Here is a 19,499-nt window from a genome sequence, read left to right as displayed (position 1 = left end):
TACTTGCCAATTGAATAACAACGATTGAAGCTATGGAACTACGATTTTGATGGGCATGTTGCGCATAAAAAAATATATATTTACAGTTGTTATAGGAACTTCTTCATTTCATTAAATGCTAACTCTCTGTGACCTGCTTGGCAATGTTGCTCACCGCCCGTTTCTTTAGTAAATACTTTGGTTGTAATGGACGCAGCATTGATTAATTCTTGTTGGATTTGAGCGAGTCGGCTAATAGGTACGTATTGATCATCTTCTCCAGCTAGTAAAAGAACATCTTGATTAATGAATGCCCCAATGCCGTGCATCGTGTGCTTTTCGAAATTTTTAATGAGATCAAAAGGCGTTGCTTCACCGGTGTTTTCCATCCCTTTGGTAATCTTCCAATGCAAATCAATATTGTGAGTCATCATCTGTTCGAATAATAAATTTACTTGGTCTACTTCATTACGATCGACTAGCTGCACTATGCTCTGGTAAGTTTCTTCTGGCATTCCCATTTTTAAGGCATCTAAACCACAATAGAAAATGTTAAAAGCAACTACTTTATCGATTCTCTTTTCGAAGGCTGCTGCACGCATAGCTAAATACCCTCCCCAAGAAGCACCTACGAGACTTACACGATCTAGTTTGAAATAATCAATCATCGTTGATATGGGCTTTTCCCAGTTGTGAATGAATTTTAGACCGTTTTTTAATGCAGTTCCTTGGCCTGGACCATCAAATACAATAATATTGTAATGAATTCCCTTCATGAATTTCATCATTTTAAGCATCTCTTCCATGTAAGAATCATACCCACCAAAGACAAGTAATGTCTTCGTAGCTCCGTGCGCCAACAATTTTACTGCAGGAAGATAGGAGTCTTCATAGGGAATCTTGTAGGATTCATAATCAAAATCATGAAAGCCTTTATAGAATGTTTCTCTATATTTCTGATACATTTTTTCTTTATTGGGGTCTGTGGTTGCAAGATAAAATTCTGCTGCTTGATAGTAGACTGAGGCTAAGTCATAGTCCTTGCTATCTTCGCGTTCCCTTGCAAAATTGAGCCAAGCTTCATACCAGCTATGGGTGTCTTTTAATTTCGGAATCATTTTTTCTAAGTCAGCTTGTGCTCGATCATCTTCTTGAAAATAATCATTGATAAAACGATTAATTTGAAGATTGAACTGTTCGTTATTGACATAGCATTTAAACATATATTGTCCTCCTTCAATTTGGGTATGTGCTTACTATAGAGTATAGTTACTACATAAAAAATAATTAGTATCGCATAATCTGTAAGATATCTTACACGGTATATATGAAGTGTTCGAAAACTTACACATAAGGAGCAAGTGGTTAAATGAATGAAGATATCAGAATTTATAAAACAAAAATAGCTATTGAGCGAGCTTTCATTGAATTACTCCAACAACATGATTTTAAAGATATTACGATCAAAAAAATCTGTGATCAATCCCTTATCGGACGTTCTACTTTTTATAGTCATTATTTGGATAAGTACGACTTGCTAGAAAAATTAGTTAAACAGTATGCTTCTGATTTTAAAGTTGAAATTGAGCAGCGTTTTGATTCCATGAAAGATGGCAAGGTGGCCAATGCCATAGAACTTGTAACCGATAATATGATTAAAAATAAGCTGGAAATTTCAACATTGTTAACCGTTCATGAAGTATCAGCTGATTTACGTAAAGAATTTGAACAAATTTTGTTTAGGACTTGCTTAGATTATTTAAAGCAACAGAATTCTTCAACTTCGATCGCATTGGAGTATTTAGCAGAACTATATGCTGCTAACTCAATGATGTCTATTCAGTGGGTTTTGAAAAATGGTAAAGATACTAACATCATTCTTCTTTTAGATCAAATGCAAGAATATATTTTTTCTCAGTTAAAGTCTGATCTATATACAAGTTAGCACGCGTGGAGTGAGGTTTTTATGACTGATATATCATCAGATGGGTTGCAGGAATAAGCTTTAAAGAAGGGGTCGAAGGGAGGAAACAGTAGAAGAATTGAAGCACTGGTTCAATTCTTCTACGCTAACAACATCGTTTCACCAAAAGGCAGCTTGCTGGAACTTTAACTTTATAATCCTTGGGTAAGTCCTAATATCTGATCATTCACATGTACATTACTTAATCCCCCGTGATAACAAACTACAGATGCAATGTCGAGATCTAAATACTTTTTCAATGAGAGATGAGCTGCATCCATATCCGGTGTGGTCGGGACATGAATTCCCCCGAGAATCCCGTTAACACTGTACATCGAATCCCCGGCAATAAGAGTCTTACTTTGCATTAAATAAAGGCTGATATGGCCAGGAGTATGCCCAGGCGTATGGATGACTCGAATTCTGCCGCAAAACGGCAGTTCCTGACCATCTATTAGGGTATCGTCCACTTTGCCCTTCGGGGGATTCTCAAGGTGACTATCTTTTAAAAGTGGGATATCCCCCTGAATATACGGCTTATCTAGTTCGTGTGCATAGACTTTAATATGATCGCCACACTCCTGCAAAATCTCAGGAAGACTTCCTATATGATCCACATCCTGATGCGTCAAAATCACAGCTTTTAGTTGGTCGAACGACACGCCAACCTTTTCCATAGCCACGCGTAAATCTTCCATTTGTCCGGGGAATCCTGTGTCTATTAAAACAACCGTTTCTTGATCCCACAAAAGAATGGGGTGAATCATATTCCCATGAAAATCTAGCTGAAGCATTTCTACTCCCTGTGAAATTTCCATAATATCGGGCCTCCGTACAATGTAATTGCCACCCATGCTAAAATAGGTTCATGGGGCGAATCCAACTCTGTAGCGTTGCCGTTCCTTAATGTCAATGGATACGGTGCGAATGGATGTAATAGGAATAACAAGCGTCTGATATTGCGTAAGGTATTTAACGAACTTGTCGTCAATCTGATCCAGTACCCCGTCGCATACATGGGTCCCATCTATAAAATGAATAGTTACTTCCTTTCCTTGTAAGCTTGTTAACATGATATCACCTCGTATTATTTCTTGAAGTTTCTTGCAGATCATTAGGTTTTGAGCATACTCTACAAAGAAGTTATCACTTGATCAATAACCCCATATTCCAGTGCTTCCTGAGCGGACATGTAAAAATCCCGCTCCATATCTTTTTCGACTTTTTCAAAAGATTGTCCGGTTCGTTCAGCTGTGATACGAGTTGCCTTTTCACGAGTCCATAAAATTCGTTTCGCGCTAATCGCAATATCGCTGGCTTGCCCTTGTGCGCCTCCGTGCGGCTGATGGATCATGATTTCACTGTTCGGCAACGCCGAACGTTTCCCTTTGGCGCCCGCCAGCAACAAGATCGCGCCAAACGAAGCAGCGAATCCCGTACATATCGTGTGTACATTGGGTTTGATGTACTGCATCGTATCATAAATGGCAAATCCTGCGGAAGTAGAGCCACCCGGGCTGTTGATATACATGTAAATTTCTTTTTCCGGATCTTCAGCCGCCAGGAACAATAATTGAGCAATAATACTGTTAGCCAAATGATCATCGATGGCTGCCCCGACAAACACAATACGATCCTTTAAGAGTCTGGAATAGATATCGTACGATCTTTCACCTTGAGCGGTTTGCTCAACAACATAAGGAACATAAACACTCATTTTTATACCCCCAATTTCTTGTTTTCAGTTGATTTCTCCTTGTAAACGAACCGAGGCCGTAAAAAGATACGGAGGTTTCAATGGGAAAACGATTTACGTAAATGGTGTAACTTTTACAACCACTTGTTCGTTTACATTGGAGGTAGCAAATGGCTTTGCTCTAGGAAAGGGCAGAATAAGACCGTGGAGGAGAGGACCTATGCGCATAGATGATTCTATACAAATGACAGATAATACAATAAACATCGAGAACTTGAAGGAATTACAGGCGGTCCTGAAACGTTACTGTCTGTCGCTTACGAAATCAAATTGGGATGCGGAAGAACTGGCTCAGGACACTTGGATAAAAGCATTAGGTAAGTTAAATAGCTTCGAGCATAAAAATCCCAAAGCGCTTTTGCTACGAATTGCTAAGAACATCTGGATTGATGATATACGGAGAAAAGCAGTCTACACTCGAATATTGAATAGGGAACAAGCGAAAGTAACTGTACCGGATCATGGATCTTTTGAAATCGAGATAGCGTTGCAGTCCTTAATGAAACATTTATCTCCGCTTCAGAGAACTGTTTTTTTGCTGCGAGATGTGTTTGGATATTCGATTAGTGAGACATCCGACATGCTCGAAACAACGGAGGGAGCGGTAAAAGTTGCACTCCACCGGGCACGAAAATCGCTTGAAGCAGTCAAGAAGGATCTCCTCAAAGGAGAGTTATCCTTACCGGAAAGTGAAAACTCGAAGACTTTTCTAAGGGCGTTGACGGCGGCATATCAGAAGGGAGATATTGCAGCTATGGTTATGCTCTCCCATCAGGATGAAATGGAGCCGGACGTGGTGATCGGAATCGTCAATCATAAGCTGCAGCGGAGTCTCGCTTTAGTAAAACAAACGGATTCCCATACCATGAGTATGATAGCGGCGTAGTTTGCGAAGAGAAATGCGGGGCTGATCATAGTGGTTGTTTCTGATGAAACAAGTTCCCGGTCATACCAATTTACAGCTCTTAGCTGGGAATAAAATGAAGTATATTAAAGAAGATAGCGGAAGGGGAATGTTCAAATAAGTGAATTAGAAAATTTGCTAGAAGATAGGAACCCCGGGGGTAGTGTCAGCTTCGCTAGTACTACCCCGTGTAGATCAAGAGGGTACTAGCGATGAATAGGACAAGCACATTGCGAATTTGTCTAGCAAAGCAACCTACCTAAACGAAATGAGTGTAATATTCCAAACGCACTTCTATTGATAACGATGCAAGAAGTCATCAATTAATTTGGCGTTTGTCATCTGAATTACGGACTGATTTTCCAGTTCCTCGGCCATATCATCATCCGTCATGGACACGAAAAAAATAATATCTTCTTTGGATTGGCCGAATTGATTAAAAAGTACATCGTCTGTTTCCTTAACTACCTTGGCCATAATTTTTATCATTTCATCTTTATAGTCAAAAACATTTTCGGTTGCATACAGAAATTTGCTAATATGATTCAAGTGTGTTGTATCGCCATATTGATATTCGCAAAATCCCCATCTATAATAATTTTCATCTTCCTTGCTGTTGCACAGGCCTTGGGCTTTCATGTTTGTGATATGTCTAACAAGTGATTCCTCCGTATTAACAGCAAGAAACAAAGTGACAAAATCGCTGTCTGTCCCAAAAGCACAACTGTAAACCTTCTCATTCTTCACTTCTTCCAGTATGCTTTTAAGATCATCCAAAAATCCTGCCCTAAATCTTTCCTCAAATTCATTCAGAAAATTGTTCATCGGGTTCATATACTCCTTTATGAGTTTTATGCTTGATTATATTTTACATTATTAGCACGACCGTGTAGCCTACCGTTTATTCTCTTGCTACTCTTGTCTTGTACTGACAATCCAAGGATCGTCACAGTTAACGAATGTCACCTTGATAAACTTAGAAAACCCTTTTATTTGTTTAAAAAAAGTTGTTATAATTGTTAGATCAGTGTGTAGAGATATTGGTACTAGTTTTAATGACCAAAAATATATGTCGCATGATACGTCTACCCTCTGAAATATTTTTATTTCGGAGGGAAACAATATGTATAAGGAAGAAAGACTGCCTCAAAACGCAAAAGAAGGTATATTATTTTTATTGATTATTTCAATTATTTCAGTAAACACGATCGCCCCCATTATTATGGGATTGGAACGAGGCTTTAGTAAAGAAAACTATTTAGAAACGCTAAAGATTATTCCGTTTATGTGGATTATCGTTGTTTTATTAGTAAGATTTTGGATTGAGCTATTGGTTGCTCAGCCAATAGCAAGATTTGCAATGAAAAAAATACACGCAAGACAGGCTAGCAAAGCAGAGAGTGTAAATCCGTAACACGATACCAAAGGCATAATAAAAAAACCGTATAACAACGTGGTTTTTCGTAAATCGGTAAAGTTACAAACCATATAAAAAAAGCGCTGGTCCCAAGCTGGAACCAGCGCTTTTTCGCGTTTCGGATTACGAACTTTCGTCAGGCCAAGGAGGGCGGGTTGGCGACTTATTTCCTAAAATGACGCATTGCCGTCCGTTCTCCTCTATTCTTACTGGGCCGTTAAAATCAGTGGTCCGTCCGCAGTAACTGCGATCGTATGCTCATATTGCGCCGACAACTTGCCGTCGGCCGTTCTCGCCGTCCACTGATCGTCGTCGATCGTGATACGGAACGTACCTTCGTTGAGCATCGGTTCAATCGTAAACACCATGCCTTCCTTTAACCGAATGCCTTTGCCGGCTACGCCGATATGCTCGTAGCTCGGCTCCTCGTGCAGGCTCCGCCCGATCCCATGCGCCAGCAGATCGCGCACGACTGAATACCCGTTCGCTTCCGCATGTTGTTGAATCGCCGACGTTATGTCGCCGAGCCGGCCCCCCGGGAGTGCCCGGGCGATCCCCATATCCAAGCATTCCTTTGTCACCTTCATTAATTTTTGCGCTTCCGGCCGGATATTGCCCACCGCATAGCACCAGCACGAATCGCCAAACCATCCACCATATTCCACGACGATGTCGAGCTTCAGCAAGTCGCCGTCCATAAGCGCCCGGTTCGAAGGAATGCCGTGGGCCACCACATCGTTGACCGAAATGCAGGTTTCGGCGGGGAAACCGTTGTACCCTTTCGTAAACTGCTTGCCACCCAGCTTGGTGATGTGTCTGGCAACAAAGTCATTGATTTCCCGGGTGGTGATCCCAGGCTCGATCAGTTTGGCCACCTCGCGGTAGCAGTCCGCAACGATTTGGCTCGCCGGCTTCATCTCTTCGATTTCCCTAGGTGATTTTAGAATGATCATCTTTGTGTATTCGCTCCTTATCAATTCTATAATTTTAAAAACCGGACGATATCTTTGGCCTCCTCGTGCAGCTTTCCGCGACGAAGCGAAAGCGACGCGCAGCCGACCAAGGCGGCCAGCAGCATTTCCGCGCGCTGTAGCCGATACGGCGGCTCCGCCGCGTTTACGCCGGAAGCGGTAGCCCCGTCCGCCGCACGACCGGTTTCCAGCAGCGAGGCAAGCGGCGCGAGCACCTCCCGGCGAAAGGCGTCCGAGAGCGGGGCAGAGCGCGCTTCAGGCAGCGAGGCAAAGCCCTCACCGGCCAGCTTATGCAGCAGGTACAAGGCGTGGTCCTCCGCCCAAAGCTGCAGCAGCCGAATGCCGGCGGCGGCGACGGAGCCAAGCTCTGTGGAAGCGGCCGTTTCGCGGCTGCTGCTTTGGGAATCCGCGGCAGCCGAGTTCCCGGTGTCCGCCGCAGCAGCCAAGCCGAAATGCCCGCCCGCTGGCGCCTCCCCCGAAGCCGAAGCGCGCGGGGCCTCCAGCCATCCCCCGGCCCGCTCCAACGCGTCCCACAGCAGATCGTGGAGCAAATTGCCCTTATTGCTGTAATAATGGTATACCGTGCCATAGCCGAGTCCCGCCTGCACGGCCACATCGCGGATTTCCAGTAAAGGCCCTTTATTCAAAAACACATCGGCAGCGGCTTTTCGGATTTGCGCCAGACGCCGCAGCCGGATCTCTTCGTTTTGTTCCTTCGTACGTGGAGACATCTCGTCCGTTCACCTCTTTTATTTTTGACCTACTCTTATGTCAATATAAAACATCGGCTTGCGAATAACAAGAGTCGGGCAAACAAAAGTCCCGGCAACACCTCATAAACGAATGAAGATCAGTTATTTATTAGCTCAATTTTAATGGTTTGATTGTACTGATATCATTTAGCTGGTCTCAGGTGAGCAGAAGTTATGCTATACTTGCGAAGTAAAAGGGGGTGCCTACTGATGGAGAATCTATTGGGATTGTCTGTGACTTCTTACACTCATGCAAAGCCAATTATTAGGAAAGCGTTACTTTGTATGGGGCGAAACCATTTTTAACGCTGAACAAGCTTTTTTAATATTTTTGGCTTTGCACCTTATTTTAAAATAATCAAAATAAGGGGCGAGCAAAATTGAGATATACGAATGCTACAAAAGTTTTACCTCAAAAACTAATTATGGAAATCCAAAAATATGTTCAAGGAGAGACTCTGTATATTCCTAAGCCAAAAACGGAATATATGGATTGGGGAAGTTTGAGTGGCGGGAGAATGTTGCTTGAACAGCGAAATGCTGCAATCAGAAATGCTTTTCAAAATAGCAGCAGTATCGAGCAATTAGCTAAGGAATTTTTCCTCTCTACCGAAACCATTAAGAAAATTGTGTATTCACATAAAAATACCTAGTTTGCAAAGTGGCGTGGTGCTATACTCGCGTCAATGAATTTAATTTTGGCCTCATAACATGGTGAGCTTAGGGCGTGACCGGATGATCGTGGTGAAAAATCAATCCGGTCACGTCTTTTTGTTTGGCAAAAGGTTTGATGTGTGTTCGCATTTCATTTTCTCTCTTGAGCTTTTTTACATACCGTTCTTGATCCCAAAATTCCGTTCACCCTCCCCGATGATCCAACAGACCCATTCTATTTCAAAGGCTGTACTTCATTTTTTCATTATTGTTTTTATGCCAAAAATGATTCTAAATCGTTGTTTTCATTTATTAAGCTTATTTTAATCTTTAAAATATGAATATAAACAACAGCAACAATTAAAGGGAAAAATGTATTGATTCATTGTCTTTAAAATAAGAAAGTGAGGAAACAATTACTATGGGAGAGCAAAAAAGTAGAAGTAGACATCTGATTGATCCGGAAATTATCAGTGCAGTTGATTTAATACCAACAACCGATCTTACCGAATCTACACTAATGGAAGCACGTAAAAATCAATCTCAAATGATGCAACAAATAGATGTAACGCAGATGTTCCCTATTACATTAGAAAAAAAGGTTGTGCCAAGTTACTTTAGTGGTCCAGATATTCAAATAGAAATCATTAAGCCCAAACATTCAAAGCATCATAAGATGCCTCTATATTATTCGATACACGGAGGCGGGATGGTCTTAGGAAGTCCAGTCGTGGATCGTCCTGCTAATGCATCTCTTGCTGCACAACATGGTTTCTGTTGTGTATCCGTGTACTATCGCCTAGCACCAGAGCATGTGCAGCCAAGTCAGTTACAGGATTGTTATTCGGGCCTAAAATGGTGTATTGAACATGCGGAAGAGTTAGGGATAGATACTCAGAAAGTTGCCGTAGGGGGCAGCAGCGCTGGCGGCGGTTTGGCGGCTGGCCTAGCCTTGTACATTCGTGATCAGAAGGAATTCGAAATCCATCATCTAAGATTGATGAGGCCAATGCTAGACGATCGGACAAGTACCGCACCAGAGCATCCATACGCAGGAGAGTTTATTTGGACAAAACAAAGTAATTATTTTGGCTGGAAATCTGTATTGGGGGAAGAACCGGGTCAAGAGGAGGTAAATGAGTATTATGCGCCGGCCCGTGCTAAGTCATTGGCGGGGTTACCACCGACTTATATAAATATAGGTACCCTTGATTTATTCATTGATGAAGCCTTGGTTTTTGCAAAACAACTGGCTTTTGATGGAGTCTTAGTGGAATTACATGTCTATCCCGGGTACCATCATATGTCTCCTGCGTTTCCGGATGCACATTTTTCAAAAGAAGGAGCCAGAACAAGTGAATACGCCTTACTGAAAGCGCTGGAGATCTTTGATATAAATTCTAATGAGTATAATGCTAAACTCTAATAAGCTCCGACTGCAGTTATTAATTCTAATCTGATATCATCTTTTTTTCACCTTTTCCGACTTTTACCACCCATTTAGGGTAAAATAGTACCAAGCATAAAATCCAACTACGGAAGTGGTGATGTCCCATGACAACGAGCAGCAAACCGAATAGACTATCCAAGGAAAAATCACCGTATTTGCTACAGCATGCTCACAATCCGGTAAATTGGTTCCCTTGGTCAGATGAGGCTTTTGAAATTGCTAAACGTGATAACAAGCCTATTTTCCTATCTGTTGGCTATTCCACTTGCCATTGGTGTCACGTTTTCTTAAGCCTCAAAATAAAAACCCTTACTCAGTAAGGGTTTAGTTAAATTGAATAGATATATTCAGATTGTTCGTACCTTTATCATATATATACTCTATTCTGGAGATAATCATTTTTGCAATCATATTCTTATCATGCCCAGTTGCAGATTCAGAAGACCAAATGTCTTTAAATGACTTTATTAATTTCATCCGTTCTTTATTCTTTTCTCTGCTGTCGTAGTTTATCTCATAACGATGGACCGCTAATTCGGATTCGAGAGCAGATATTTCTTGTTGCCGTTTAACTTTACGCTCCTCATACTCTTCTCGTGTATATTCCTCCATTTCATACATTTCCTTTATCTTAGACAGCGCTCTGTTGAGCTTGGTTAACTGAGTTTCTTTTTCACGAATGATCCGCTCTAATTTTTCGATTACATCAGTGTTGATGTAATTATCACTATCAATAATTCTCTGTTCGTAATCAGCTATCTCCCGATCTATAAAGTCAGTAAGGATACTAACCTTCACGCCACTGTTGCTACAATAGTTGCCAAAGTGGTCGTATTTATTACATGCCTTAATTGAGTTAGTGCTATAACCATCAGAGCGAACATTATAACGCATCATTTTCTTGCATTTCCCACAAAACACTAGGCCAGACAGGGCATATGTTCCTGCCTTTGCGCGATTCGGTACAATTTGACCTTTCTCTAACATGGCTAATAATTTCATGTGTTCTTCCTCAGTTTTTACAGCGGCATGACAGTTTTCTACAATGACCCATTCTTCTCGTGGATTGATAACCAGTGGCTGAGCTTTCTTTTTTTTGTGACCGGAGCCTTTTGTTTTGTTCGAAATTATTTTCCCTAAATGAACTTCGCTAATCACTATTCTTCGCATCGTATTTGAGTGCCATAATCCATTTTTAGGTCCGGGACCGGGAATACCACGTCTATTAAAGTCCCAGCCAATTGATTCTAAGCTTTCACCTCCAAAAATCCTGGATTTCATTTCTTGGTAGACAACATTTTTTTCAGGAACGACCTCGATCCCTTTTATTGCTGCTACATAAACATAAGGAAAAGGAGCCGGTCCATTTGTCCATTTGCCAAGCCTTGCTCCAATTTTCTTTCCGCGTTGCAAATTTTTTGTAGTTGTCTTATATTCCTGACGAGCAAGTAGTCCTCTTACATCCACAAGCAAATCGTCCGTATCATCAACGAGGTTATATATTTTTTCGGGTGTGACTATGTACGTCTCACTATCACGGAAGATACGTTTTATCTTTCCTTGATCCTCAAGTTCCCCTCTGCCAAGACGCTGGTAATCCACCACAAGCACCGCATCATAAATACCTTCCTCAACGTCAGATAGCAAACTCTTAAATTTTGGTCTGTACTCTATTGTTTCAGAACTCGCTATTTCAACGTATTCAACATACTTCCATCCATGCTTCACACATATCTCTCTCAGGATGTAGCGGTGTTTTTCAAGATCGGTATCCTCTTCTCCACGGCTTTTCCGAAGATAAAGAGCGACGTATTTTATTATGTATGAAGTATTATCCATAACAAGACACCTTTCCAAATGTAATGACACAAATATACAACGATTAGAAAAATAATCAATAATTTTTTGTTAATTATTTGAAATAACTATAAATCATTAGGTTTTCTATAGTGTATTCTTATAACATGGAAAACAAAGAGAGAGCAGCACCCGACACAATCACACACCTGTTTGACGGTGGTAGGCGTAAGACGAGCGGCACCAGTTAGCCCCTTGCTATAAGACCTACAGAGAGCCGCAAGGGTAGGACAAGCGGGCATGCTGGTCTTTCTGTTTGTTCCTAGTAACTCCACTCTTGCTAATGTGCGCCTGACGAGCGCATTCCTCATGCATGGTGATCCTAGCCGCTAAAGAATGGATCAGGAGCGCAGGCCGGACGCGTAAGCAAGCACCGGATTCCAACAAAGCTTATATCATGATGTGGTGGCGGAAGAGAGACGCAGATAATCCCATTACGCAGTCAAAGGGAGTAAATAGCAAAGGCTGTATGCAAGGGTGAAAGTCCCTTGTCCACATCTATTATCATAACCGCAACGGGGTATATCCACGAAGGTTCGATTCCTTCTCGCGAAAAAGAATGGGTGGGTGTATCGGTGGTTCGAATCCGCCAGCGGTTTCATGCAGAATGCGAGGTGCGCTGCGGGGGTCAATTCCCCACAGTCCTGGTTCAAATCCGGGCTTCTGCTAACATGGAATCAAAACCCATTTTTTTGTTGAATAATTACAATAAAAGACTTATAATGTAAATGTTAATAGATACCTGTAAAAACTTTATCAATCTTGAACACTCTAATAGTTTCTATACATATTGGTTGGTTGATAAAGTACACAGGATAAAAAATCAAAGAAAGTGGGCTTATGAGTATGAAGAACATTAAAAAGGCTTCTGTAGTATCTGTTTTGTCTCTAGCTCTTGCAATTCCGTTATCTGCTTCTGCAGCAGCCACGGATGTTGCACCAGCTACAACTGACTCAACAGCAGTTTCCCAATCTGCAAACACATCGACCGATGTGAATACACCAAAAGCGGGAGATCATGTTATTACTCCTTATGCCACTAAATCGGTGGTTGATAGAACTCTCCGCAACACAGAACTAACAGAAAATTTCGATATACCCTCAGGTTATGGCTATGTTAAGGTATGGATACGTAATGACGGTAAGCAGCCAATTAAATTTTCGGTGAACAGAGGCTCAGAAACAGGTTCGCAAATGATGTCTGGAACTGTAGAACCTGGTCGCACTTACAGTGAAATTAGTTCAAGCGCTTGGCCTGGTGCTAATAAGTATTATGTATCTCTTTCCTCGGGTAAAGCATATATGGAGGGCGAGCTTTCAGTTCGTATAGGCACTTCACGAGGAGAACTGTAATAATCACATTATAGTTATTTAAATGCAGTGAGGAGGTCGGCTATCGTGCCGACCTTTTTAGTTTCTTCAATATCACTATTATGCACGGTTAGCTCAGTGGTAGAGCACAGGCGGGCCCGAGTAAAACAGACCTAAAGGCGTGGGTTCAATTCCCACACCGTGCACCTAATTAAAAGACCTAATGAGAGTGGCGTATATGCGCTGCTCTTTTTGTTTTCACAATAATAGAAAAGGAAGTGTTTTGTATTGAGTACAGAAGCAAGCGCAGTACGTAATGGTGGTTATGGGTATCTTGGTTCGGATAATATCTTCAAGGTGGTAAATACCGAGGCTGAGGCCCGTAAATATAGCCCCACTGGTAGAGTAGTAAGCTTTGCAGGTCCACACGCATATGGCAACCCTGTTGTCCCTACAGGCACGGGTGAGTACGACCAACTGGCTATTAAACTGCATGCGGATGGTTCATTGACGGAAAGCGAAGGTTTCACGATTCCTGCCCATATCGCCAAGGTAGTCAAAGAGTTGCAGTAATGATGTGTAAAGCGAGGGAGTGAAAGAATTTTATTCTCGACCTAATAGCTCAAAAAAGATAGAATCTTGGTGATAAATAAATTACATCAAGGGGATGGCTTCATGTTTATTAGGCAACGAGATATTTTAACTCCTGAAGAAGTGCTATCAATTGATAAAGAAATATTAGACCCATTATTTGAAAAGACGTGGTTTGATTATAAGCCCGGTGATCAGTTTTTCATTATAGAACAACCAGAAACCCCATACGTGATTGAGAGCACCATGCTTGATGAAGATTATCACTACATTCTTATATATGGGAATGGGCAAAAAATCATCTATTCAGATGCATACCCACTCTTTACAACCGGAATGTTGATTGAGTGTTTATCTCTTCATCATGCTTTTATTCTTCATTCGTTTGGTAATGGATGGATTGTTTTGTGGGACAGCATGATTTCCATTGAAAGCCAAAAAGGTGAACTGCTTGTATCGTTCTTGTGGAGAGCATTAATAGAGATTGAGCAATCGGGGACATTTTTTTGGTAGTTAGCGAGTTGCAATATTGTTTATCCCCGGAGCTGATCCGGGGACTTCACAGCACCTAAAGGAAGTGTGCGGTTCGATTCCGCAAGGTGCCATTTATTTAAATGAATCTTGTATTGCTGATCAAGAGACTAAATCCTTCATTAATCGGATCTTCATATTCTACAGTTCCAAGTATTTCTAAAGGGACTTTGTAGTCTATCAGTAAATTCTTCGCATGTTCGTTCAACAGAATAAACTGGTAGTATTCGCCGAAACGCGATTCTAAGTCTTTTTTACCAGGAGTGCTGCTCCGAGTAATTGCAAACATTAAAAGTTCAAGTTCCTGAGTGTACGGATGTGGAGTTTTCAACTCATTATTTGACAACTCCATGAGCTTTGTTTGCAGTTCACTGGTAAATTGCTTTGTACCAGTAACGTAGTATGTTGTCATAGTTATTCTCCCTTATGAAAAATAGTAGGATACGGCTGTTAAAAGTGTTAGGGCAATGGCTACCGCAGCGACGTTCTGTAAAAGGGGCTTAACTATTCGTTCGTAGACACCGTCCCAGATATCTTCAAGTATATGCAACATAAACACCTCCTTTCGTACTATTACTTTCGGCGCATAAAAAGGAATATCCTTCCTATGTGTCGAATTGTTTTGTCGAAGGAGGTGGGATAATGCAGAAGCATGAGCGTGAACAATTATTAGTTGATTTATATGAACATCAGATTTCTCAAGGCCATATAAATGGCGGAGGTCTAAAAAAAGATAATTCTAATCCTGAGGATTATATTACAAAGCGAGCTATTGTGAAGTTTTGGGAAGAGCAGGGAGTCATCGAAAAGACAGCTGAGGCCATCGGATTTATTAATTTCAAGTTGACAGCTTACGGAATAGAGTATGTTGAACAAAACCTGAAGTAATCTTAATTCGAATATTCACAAGGTATATACGCAAATTTTTTTAAAACCATCTATATTAGGGTTAATGCCTTCCGGTGTATGGTAATTGGAGGTGATGAAAATGAGTTCCTATTCAGAAATGACGCGAGAACAACTGGAAAGTTTTGAAAAAGAGTTACTAGCGATGGATAAGAGACGCTCCAAAGCTTATGCGGATTTCCTTGTATTATTAAAGAAATACAAGGAAAACGAGAGTAATTACTCGGAGAAAGAAGTTTCTTTTTTCATTGATAGTATTTCAAAAGCGATAAAAAAAGCACAGAATGTTGACGAGGAATTACAAGAGGAAATTAGACTTGCTGGGCACGAAAAAAAGTTGAAAACAACATAGGATTATAGAGCACCCTAACCGGTGCTTTTTTCTTTGCCCTAATTCGACCAGGAAGGAGGTGTTAACAATAGAAGAGAGCATATTAATTTACATTGGCCCGCCGATCCCATCGCGCGGGTTATTTCAGTTTGGCAGTTTTGTCGGAGACATACCGGAGTTTCTTGAACCACTCATGCAAGTGGAAGAGATCCGGGAATTGGTGGTTGATGTGAATCATTTGGTTGAGGCCAAGAAGGAAATGAACACGATAGGAACTGAAAAGAACAAAGCATTTCAGTATCTATCAAATCCCAATAACATAGAAGCGGAGTTGAGCAAATTGGATTATAAAAGCTTTTTAGGCAAGGGCATTTACATTGAAGGAGAGAACGGCGAGCTGTCGCTTGTGGGCAAGAATAATCCGTTGCCTGTGGCTGGCCTATCTGGTGGTGGCGGTGGTTCTGTAACAGTTGACAGCATTACGGACGCGAGTGACGTTGGTAAGAATCTCCTAAAAGTAGCTGATGCTTCTGCGGCCCGTACAGCCATCGGTGCAGGTACATCAAACCTCAAGGTCGGTACAACAGCTACAGATGCCAAGGCAGGCAACTATGCTCCGAAGGTGACGGATATCAGTGACGCAGGCGCGATGGGTAAGCAAATCATGGCTGCTGCAGATGCCGCTGCTGCTCGTACACTTATCGGTGCAGGAACACCTGTCAGTGCAGCAACGACAGCAGCAAACGGCACAGTGAAGCAAGCAGCAGCACAGGCCAATAGCGCGGCTACGGATGTGGCTGGCCTAGTTGCAGACTTTAATTCCTTGCTTGGTAAGCTACGAACTGCGGGTGTCTTGGCGCCATAATAATATTGAATATTTATACGCAATATACAATAAATCATGCATATTAGCGGTGGACGATTGTCCCCCCCTAACATAATTCTACTGGTGGACGATTGCACCCCTCTAAATATTCTAGGGGGGTATGATTGTCCACCGCTAGAGGGGGGTAATTGTCCCCCCAAGAAAGAAAGAAAGAAATATAAATAATAATATATATAATATATAGCTCATTTAGAGTTACTAGATACATACATCGTTCTATGCATTATGCATAAAAGGACGGTGTATTTGTTGTTCATACATAAAACAGAAAGGATGATAACGATGATGATGGAACATGAAGAGAATTACCACTGTCAGATGAATCTATTGGAGAACAGAGAAATGAGAGTCGCCGTTCAACTAAAGAAGGACATGCCTCAGGATCAATTAAAACGTGAAATAGCAGATAAGGTTGAACAGTATGCCAAAGATAACAAGGTGGATATACAGTCAATTAAAATACTCGTGCATCAACCACCGTCTTTCATACACATAGACGTAAGCTATGCCTAACCCTTTATACCAAGGTCTTAAAGATTAAAGAATAAAAGAAGGAGGCGCGCGCGTGAAATGATTATGAAAAATAATCTTAAAAGCTTTCTTTTTCTCCAGAAAAAATAAATTTGGGTCCTTCTGGAGCTTAAAAATAGGTACGGGTGCGCATGAGCCCGAAAAACGTACAGATTTTAATTTTGAAAAACACTTTCCTTTTTCAGCCCCGCAGGCTTCGTGTAATCCCTGCTGAGGGCTTTTTATATTGTGCTTGGATAATTTATCCCTTCTATTAATACGCCGCTAAAAAGGTGCTTAAAATGCGTCTGATAGCGTGCCGTGATTTTGATGAATAAATGGAAAGTAGGTGGTCAGTTATGGGGAAAGGAGAGAACAGGGCGGAGGTCATTGTCGGAACCAGTGAATTTGCGGCGATTGTTGGCAAAACCAAGCAATGGATCGGGCAATTAACCCGTGACGGTGTGCTTACGCAGGTAAGTCGGGGGAAATATGAGCTTGCTGCAACCGTCCAGGCATACATCCGGCATGTGACTGGGGCAACCGAGGAGGGCAAGATTAGTTTTGCAGACGAAAAGGCACAGCATGAGCAGATTAAAAAGGAAATTGCCTCGTTGGAACTGGAGGAAAAGCGAAAGAATCTACACACTACCGCTGATGTGCAAGACGCATGGGGAACACTGCTGGTGAATTTCCGCGAGAGATTAACTGGCCTGCCTCCGAAACTGGCAAATCAACTGGCGTATCTAAGCGACGAAAAGGCAATTCGCATCTTGTTGGAGGATCGCATAAACGAGGCACTAAACCTGCTGTCTAAGTATGACCCAATGGCAGATGATGAGTCATGAATGCGCAACGTAAAAGGACATTCCGCCTGCTTGCTGACACTTTAAGCCTTGTCGCGCCTCCTGAGCCAATCAGTGTATCTGAATGGGCTGACAGACACAGGGTGTTGTCTCCAGAAGCTTCGGCTGAACCTGGTCCATGGAAAACAGAGCGGGCACCTTATCAAAGGGTTCCCATGGAAGCTATATCTGACAGAAATGTTGAGTCGGTTGTGCTCATGTGGGCCTCACAGCTTGGCAAAACGGACCTGCAGCTTAATACGATTGGTTATTTTACTGGGCATGACCCAGCTCCGATCATGGTTATACAGCCGGATTTGATGGTTGCACGTGACTTTTCTAATGACCGTTTGACCCCGATGTACCGGGATTCTCCACAATTATCACCACTGGTGGTCAAGGATAAGAGCCGTGATAGCCGGAATACCATTTTGTATAAGACATTTCCAGGTGGACGGATCAACATCGCAGGCGCGAATTCGCCTGCTTCTTTGGCTTCCAAGCCGATCAGGGTGGTTATTGGGGATGAAATTGACCGTTTCCCGGTATCGGCAGGCAAGGAAGGTGACCCTGTATCACTGGTAACAGCTAGAACCAAGACGTTTTACAACAAAAAAATGGTGTGGGTATCCACTCCGACCATCAAAGGTGCTTCCCGTATCGAGGCTCTTTACGAGGACAGCACACAGGAAGAATTACACTTCCCTTGTCCGTCCTGTGATGAACTGCAGCCCTTAACATGGAGGCAGATCGACTTCGACTACGACGAAGAAACGCGGGCTTGTACACGGGTCGATCATGTGTGCAAGCATTGTGGTGCGCTGAATGGTGAACATGAATGGAAAAAGGATTATGCCAAGCGAGTGGTTTGGGTTGCTGGGAAGGAACACTCCAAAACTCGCGGGTTTAAGCTGAGTAGCCTTGCAGCAACGATAAATTACACATGGAAAGATGCTGTCAATGAATTCAAGGCTGCCAAACGTGGCGGCCCAGCGCTTCTCAAGACCTTCTTCAACACCGTTATGGCGGAGTCATGGGAGGAAGAAGGCGAGAAGGTAGAACATGAATTGCTCCTGAATCGCCGTGAGATGTACATGCATCGGGTTCCAGAGGGTGTGAAATTCCTCACTGCGGCGGTGGACACGCAGGACAATCGGTTCGAAATTGACGTCATTGGCTGGGGAAAAGATTATTCTAGCTGGAGAATACAGTATCACCGGGTATATGGTGACCTGAAATTGCAGGACGTTTGGGATGATCTAGACGAATTTCTGTCCCGGACATGGCAGGACGCAGCGGGCAGGAAGTTTCGCATACGTCGAACATTGATGGACTCAGGGGGACACTTCACTCGCGAGGTGTACAAGTGGTGCAAGCCTCGTGCCTCACGCGGAATATATGCGATTAAAGGTGAGGACAGCGGCGACGGTACACACACACCTCTTTTAAACGGCACCACAGACAACAACGTCCACCGTGCTACGGTTATCCGGCTTGGGGTAGCCGAAGGTAAGGCTAAGGTATTTTCGTCGCTTACAATTGAACCTGGAAAGCCTGGGTCATGTCGGTTTCCACTTCCGAATCCAGATAACCCGGACCCGTTCGTATATGACGAAGAATATTTCAAACAGTTGACGGCAGAGCAATTGGTCACCCGCTACAAAAACGGGATTCCTTATACCGTTTGGGTTCAGACCAGGGCGCGGAATGAAGCCCTTGACCTTGCTGTTTATAACCGTGCAGCAATTGAAATGATGAATCCGAACTTTGACCTGCCGTTACCTGAGCCGGGAAGCGTGGTTTCGGGTCCGGTAAGGCCGCAGCAGCGGAAAAAGAAAAGGAATGTTTCTAGCAGCTTGTAAATTATGTGAAGGAGGTGAACAGG

The 19,499-nt window shown here is 42.5% G+C and carries 24 protein-coding genes, 1 tRNA gene and 1 pseudogene; 16 read left to right on the top strand and 10 right to left on the bottom strand.

Features of this window, described 5'->3' with window-relative positions:
* Positions 1-89: 89 nt before the first annotated feature.
* The gene (locus MHB46_RS02645) at positions 90-1,202 is read right to left on the bottom strand and encodes an alpha/beta fold hydrolase (protein ID WP_341161521.1); all 1,113 of its coding nucleotides are present in this window, start codon (positions 1,200-1,202) and stop codon (positions 90-92) included.
* Between the two features lie 146 nt (positions 1,203-1,348).
* On the opposite strand from MHB46_RS02645, the gene MHB46_RS02640 reads away from it, so the two are divergent.
* Complete coding sequence (locus MHB46_RS02640) at positions 1,349-1,924, top strand: TetR/AcrR family transcriptional regulator (protein ID WP_341161520.1); 576 nt, start codon at positions 1,349-1,351, stop codon at positions 1,922-1,924.
* A gap of 170 nt (positions 1,925-2,094) precedes the next feature.
* Here MHB46_RS02640 and MHB46_RS02635 read toward each other — a convergent pair whose 3' ends face one another.
* Genes MHB46_RS02635 through clpP form a run of 3 tightly spaced genes read right to left on the bottom strand, consistent with a single transcriptional unit; the run spans position 2,095 to position 3,659 of the window.
* Positions 2,095-2,760, bottom strand: coding sequence for an MBL fold metallo-hydrolase (locus MHB46_RS02635; RefSeq protein WP_341161519.1), 666 nt, complete (start codon positions 2,758-2,760; stop codon positions 2,095-2,097).
* A 48-nt stretch (positions 2,761-2,808) separates the two neighbouring features.
* Positions 2,809-3,015: a hypothetical protein gene (locus tag MHB46_RS02630; RefSeq protein ID WP_341161518.1), complete on the bottom strand. Its 207-nt coding sequence runs from the start codon at positions 3,013-3,015 to the stop codon at positions 2,809-2,811.
* Positions 3,016-3,074: 59 nt separating this feature from the next.
* Positions 3,075-3,659: an ATP-dependent Clp endopeptidase proteolytic subunit ClpP gene (gene clpP, locus MHB46_RS02625; RefSeq protein ID WP_341161517.1), complete on the bottom strand. Its 585-nt coding sequence runs from the start codon at positions 3,657-3,659 to the stop codon at positions 3,075-3,077.
* A gap of 199 nt (positions 3,660-3,858) precedes the next feature.
* Between clpP and MHB46_RS02620 the strand changes: the two genes are divergently transcribed.
* Positions 3,859-4,584: an RNA polymerase sigma factor gene (locus tag MHB46_RS02620; RefSeq protein WP_341161516.1), complete on the top strand. Its 726-nt coding sequence runs from the start codon at positions 3,859-3,861 to the stop codon at positions 4,582-4,584.
* A 312-nt stretch (positions 4,585-4,896) separates the two neighbouring features.
* Here the strand turns inward: MHB46_RS02620 and MHB46_RS02615 are convergent, their stop codons facing one another.
* Positions 4,897-5,427 (bottom strand): DUF4303 domain-containing protein, encoded by a 531-nt coding sequence (locus MHB46_RS02615; RefSeq protein ID WP_341161515.1) that lies wholly within the window; start codon positions 5,425-5,427, stop codon positions 4,897-4,899.
* A gap of 298 nt (positions 5,428-5,725) precedes the next feature.
* Between MHB46_RS02615 and MHB46_RS02610 the strand changes: the two genes are divergently transcribed.
* Positions 5,726-6,016, top strand: coding sequence for a hypothetical protein (locus MHB46_RS02610; RefSeq protein ID WP_341161514.1), 291 nt, complete (start codon positions 5,726-5,728; stop codon positions 6,014-6,016).
* 209 nt (positions 6,017-6,225) lie between these two features.
* Here MHB46_RS02610 and map read toward each other — a convergent pair whose 3' ends face one another.
* Positions 6,226-6,972: a type I methionyl aminopeptidase gene (gene map, locus MHB46_RS02605; protein WP_254327420.1), complete on the bottom strand. Its 747-nt coding sequence runs from the start codon at positions 6,970-6,972 to the stop codon at positions 6,226-6,228.
* Between the two features lie 26 nt (positions 6,973-6,998).
* A complete protein-coding gene (locus MHB46_RS02600) occupies positions 6,999-7,721 on the bottom strand; it encodes a TetR/AcrR family transcriptional regulator (RefSeq protein WP_341161513.1) in 723 nt (240 codons plus the stop codon).
* A 401-nt stretch (positions 7,722-8,122) separates the two neighbouring features.
* On the opposite strand from MHB46_RS02600, the gene MHB46_RS02595 reads away from it, so the two are divergent.
* The 3 genes and pseudogenes from MHB46_RS02595 to MHB46_RS02585 form a co-directional block, all read left to right on the top strand.
* Complete coding sequence (locus MHB46_RS02595) at positions 8,123-8,395, top strand: CD3324 family protein (RefSeq protein WP_341161512.1); 273 nt, start codon at positions 8,123-8,125, stop codon at positions 8,393-8,395.
* A gap of 422 nt (positions 8,396-8,817) precedes the next feature.
* Positions 8,818-9,822 carry an alpha/beta hydrolase gene (locus tag MHB46_RS02590; protein WP_341161511.1) on the top strand — a complete coding sequence of 335 codons (1,005 nt, stop codon included), beginning with the start codon at positions 8,818-8,820 and terminating at the stop codon, positions 9,820-9,822.
* 128 nt (positions 9,823-9,950) lie between these two features.
* Positions 9,951-10,130 (top strand): annotated as a pseudogene (locus MHB46_RS02585) (DUF255 domain-containing protein); the annotation flags it as partial.
* Between the two features lie 40 nt (positions 10,131-10,170).
* On the opposite strand, the gene MHB46_RS02580 reads toward MHB46_RS02585, so the two are convergent.
* Entirely contained in the window at positions 10,171-11,685 is a 1,515-nt protein-coding gene (locus MHB46_RS02580) for a recombinase family protein (protein ID WP_341161509.1), read from the bottom strand.
* 864 nt (positions 11,686-12,549) lie between these two features.
* Here MHB46_RS02580 and MHB46_RS02575 point away from each other — a divergent pair.
* From MHB46_RS02575 to MHB46_RS02560, 4 genes are all read left to right on the top strand, one after another.
* Complete coding sequence (locus tag MHB46_RS02575; protein WP_341161508.1) at positions 12,550-13,056, top strand: hypothetical protein; 507 nt, start codon at positions 12,550-12,552, stop codon at positions 13,054-13,056.
* Between the two features lie 82 nt (positions 13,057-13,138).
* A tRNA-OTHER gene (locus MHB46_RS02570) sits at positions 13,139-13,220 on the top strand.
* Between the two features lie 82 nt (positions 13,221-13,302).
* Positions 13,303-13,587, top strand: a complete 285-nt coding sequence (locus MHB46_RS02565) for a hypothetical protein (RefSeq protein WP_341161507.1) — start codon at positions 13,303-13,305, stop codon at positions 13,585-13,587.
* 102 nt (positions 13,588-13,689) lie between these two features.
* The gene (locus tag MHB46_RS02560; protein WP_341161506.1) at positions 13,690-14,118 is read left to right on the top strand and encodes a hypothetical protein; all 429 of its coding nucleotides are present in this window, start codon (positions 13,690-13,692) and stop codon (positions 14,116-14,118) included.
* A 97-nt stretch (positions 14,119-14,215) separates the two neighbouring features.
* On the opposite strand, the gene MHB46_RS02555 is transcribed toward MHB46_RS02560, so the two are convergent.
* Together MHB46_RS02555 and MHB46_RS02550 are read right to left on the bottom strand one after the other, a co-directional pair.
* The gene (locus MHB46_RS02555; RefSeq protein WP_341161505.1) at positions 14,216-14,548 is read right to left on the bottom strand and encodes a hypothetical protein; all 333 of its coding nucleotides are present in this window, start codon (positions 14,546-14,548) and stop codon (positions 14,216-14,218) included.
* 12 nt (positions 14,549-14,560) lie between these two features.
* On the bottom strand, positions 14,561-14,689 hold the full coding sequence (locus MHB46_RS02550; RefSeq protein WP_016822398.1) for a hypothetical protein: 129 nt from the start codon (positions 14,687-14,689) through the stop codon (positions 14,561-14,563).
* Positions 14,690-14,778: 89 nt separating this feature from the next.
* Here MHB46_RS02550 and MHB46_RS02545 point away from each other — a divergent pair, with 89 nt between their 5' ends.
* The 6 genes from MHB46_RS02545 to MHB46_RS02520 all read left to right on the top strand — a co-directional run bounded on the left by MHB46_RS02545 (position 14,779) and on the right by MHB46_RS02520 (position 19,476).
* The gene (locus MHB46_RS02545) at positions 14,779-15,024 is read left to right on the top strand and encodes a hypothetical protein (protein WP_341161504.1); all 246 of its coding nucleotides are present in this window, start codon (positions 14,779-14,781) and stop codon (positions 15,022-15,024) included.
* Between the two features lie 100 nt (positions 15,025-15,124).
* Positions 15,125-15,394, top strand: a complete 270-nt coding sequence (locus MHB46_RS02540; protein WP_341161503.1) for a hypothetical protein — start codon at positions 15,125-15,127, stop codon at positions 15,392-15,394.
* Between the two features lie 58 nt (positions 15,395-15,452).
* The gene (locus tag MHB46_RS02535) at positions 15,453-16,238 is read left to right on the top strand and encodes a head fiber protein (RefSeq protein ID WP_341161502.1); all 786 of its coding nucleotides are present in this window, start codon (positions 15,453-15,455) and stop codon (positions 16,236-16,238) included.
* Between the two features lie 303 nt (positions 16,239-16,541).
* Complete coding sequence (locus tag MHB46_RS02530) at positions 16,542-16,772, top strand: hypothetical protein (protein WP_341161501.1); 231 nt, start codon at positions 16,542-16,544, stop codon at positions 16,770-16,772.
* Positions 16,773-17,128: 356 nt separating this feature from the next.
* Positions 17,129-17,617 carry a hypothetical protein gene (locus MHB46_RS02525; RefSeq protein ID WP_341063760.1) on the top strand — a complete coding sequence of 163 codons (489 nt, stop codon included), beginning with the start codon at positions 17,129-17,131 and terminating at the stop codon, positions 17,615-17,617.
* Positions 17,614-19,476 (top strand): phage terminase large subunit family protein, encoded by a 1,863-nt coding sequence (locus tag MHB46_RS02520; RefSeq protein ID WP_341161500.1) that lies wholly within the window; start codon positions 17,614-17,616, stop codon positions 19,474-19,476. The genes MHB46_RS02525 and MHB46_RS02520 overlap by 4 nt, the downstream gene beginning before the upstream one ends.
* Positions 19,477-19,499: the final 23 nt, after the last annotated feature.

The sequence above is a fragment of the Paenibacillus sp. FSL H7-0703 genome, assembly GCF_038003485.1.
Lineage (GTDB): Bacteria > Bacillota > Bacilli > Paenibacillales > Paenibacillaceae > Paenibacillus > Paenibacillus polymyxa_B.
Note: the sequence above shows the minus strand (reverse complement) of the source record. Positions and strands in the feature narration are given on the sequence as shown.

What these genes read in the sequence shown, in the direction of transcription:
- MHB46_RS02645 (WP_341161521.1), bottom strand. Translation starts at nt 1,202, where the DNA reads ATGTTTAAATGCTATGTCAATAACGAACAGTTCAATCTTCAAATTAAT.
- MHB46_RS02640 (WP_341161520.1), top strand. Translation starts at nt 1,349, where the DNA reads ATGAATGAAGATATCAGAATTTATAAAACAAAAATAGCTATTGAGCGA.
- MHB46_RS02635 (WP_341161519.1), bottom strand. Translation starts at nt 2,760, where the DNA reads ATGGAAATTTCACAGGGAGTAGAAATGCTTCAGCTAGATTTTCATGGG.
- MHB46_RS02630 (WP_341161518.1), bottom strand. Translation starts at nt 3,015, where the DNA reads ATGTTAACAAGCTTACAAGGAAAGGAAGTAACTATTCATTTTATAGAT.
- clpP (WP_341161517.1), bottom strand. Translation starts at nt 3,659, where the DNA reads ATGAGTGTTTATGTTCCTTATGTTGTTGAGCAAACCGCTCAAGGTGAA.
- MHB46_RS02620 (WP_341161516.1), top strand. Translation starts at nt 3,859, where the DNA reads ATGCGCATAGATGATTCTATACAAATGACAGATAATACAATAAACATC.
- MHB46_RS02615 (WP_341161515.1), bottom strand. Translation starts at nt 5,427, where the DNA reads ATGAACAATTTTCTGAATGAATTTGAGGAAAGATTTAGGGCAGGATTT.
- MHB46_RS02610 (WP_341161514.1), top strand. Translation starts at nt 5,726, where the DNA reads ATGTATAAGGAAGAAAGACTGCCTCAAAACGCAAAAGAAGGTATATTA.
- map (WP_254327420.1), bottom strand. Translation starts at nt 6,972, where the DNA reads ATGATCATTCTAAAATCACCTAGGGAAATCGAAGAGATGAAGCCGGCG.
- MHB46_RS02600 (WP_341161513.1), bottom strand. Translation starts at nt 7,721, where the DNA reads ATGTCTCCACGTACGAAGGAACAAAACGAAGAGATCCGGCTGCGGCGT.
- MHB46_RS02590 (WP_341161511.1), top strand. Translation starts at nt 8,818, where the DNA reads ATGGGAGAGCAAAAAAGTAGAAGTAGACATCTGATTGATCCGGAAATT.
- MHB46_RS02580 (WP_341161509.1), bottom strand. Translation starts at nt 11,685, where the DNA reads ATGGATAATACTTCATACATAATAAAATACGTCGCTCTTTATCTTCGG.
- MHB46_RS02575 (WP_341161508.1), top strand. Translation starts at nt 12,550, where the DNA reads ATGAAGAACATTAAAAAGGCTTCTGTAGTATCTGTTTTGTCTCTAGCT.
- MHB46_RS02560 (WP_341161506.1), top strand. Translation starts at nt 13,690, where the DNA reads ATGTTTATTAGGCAACGAGATATTTTAACTCCTGAAGAAGTGCTATCA.
- MHB46_RS02555 (WP_341161505.1), bottom strand. Translation starts at nt 14,548, where the DNA reads ATGACAACATACTACGTTACTGGTACAAAGCAATTTACCAGTGAACTG.
- MHB46_RS02550 (WP_016822398.1), bottom strand. Translation starts at nt 14,689, where the DNA reads ATGTTGCATATACTTGAAGATATCTGGGACGGTGTCTACGAACGAATA.
- MHB46_RS02545 (WP_341161504.1), top strand. Translation starts at nt 14,779, where the DNA reads ATGCAGAAGCATGAGCGTGAACAATTATTAGTTGATTTATATGAACAT.
- MHB46_RS02540 (WP_341161503.1), top strand. Translation starts at nt 15,125, where the DNA reads ATGAGTTCCTATTCAGAAATGACGCGAGAACAACTGGAAAGTTTTGAA.
- MHB46_RS02530 (WP_341161501.1), top strand. Translation starts at nt 16,542, where the DNA reads ATGATGATGGAACATGAAGAGAATTACCACTGTCAGATGAATCTATTG.
- MHB46_RS02525 (WP_341063760.1), top strand. Translation starts at nt 17,129, where the DNA reads ATGGGGAAAGGAGAGAACAGGGCGGAGGTCATTGTCGGAACCAGTGAA.
- MHB46_RS02520 (WP_341161500.1), top strand. Translation starts at nt 17,614, where the DNA reads ATGAATGCGCAACGTAAAAGGACATTCCGCCTGCTTGCTGACACTTTA.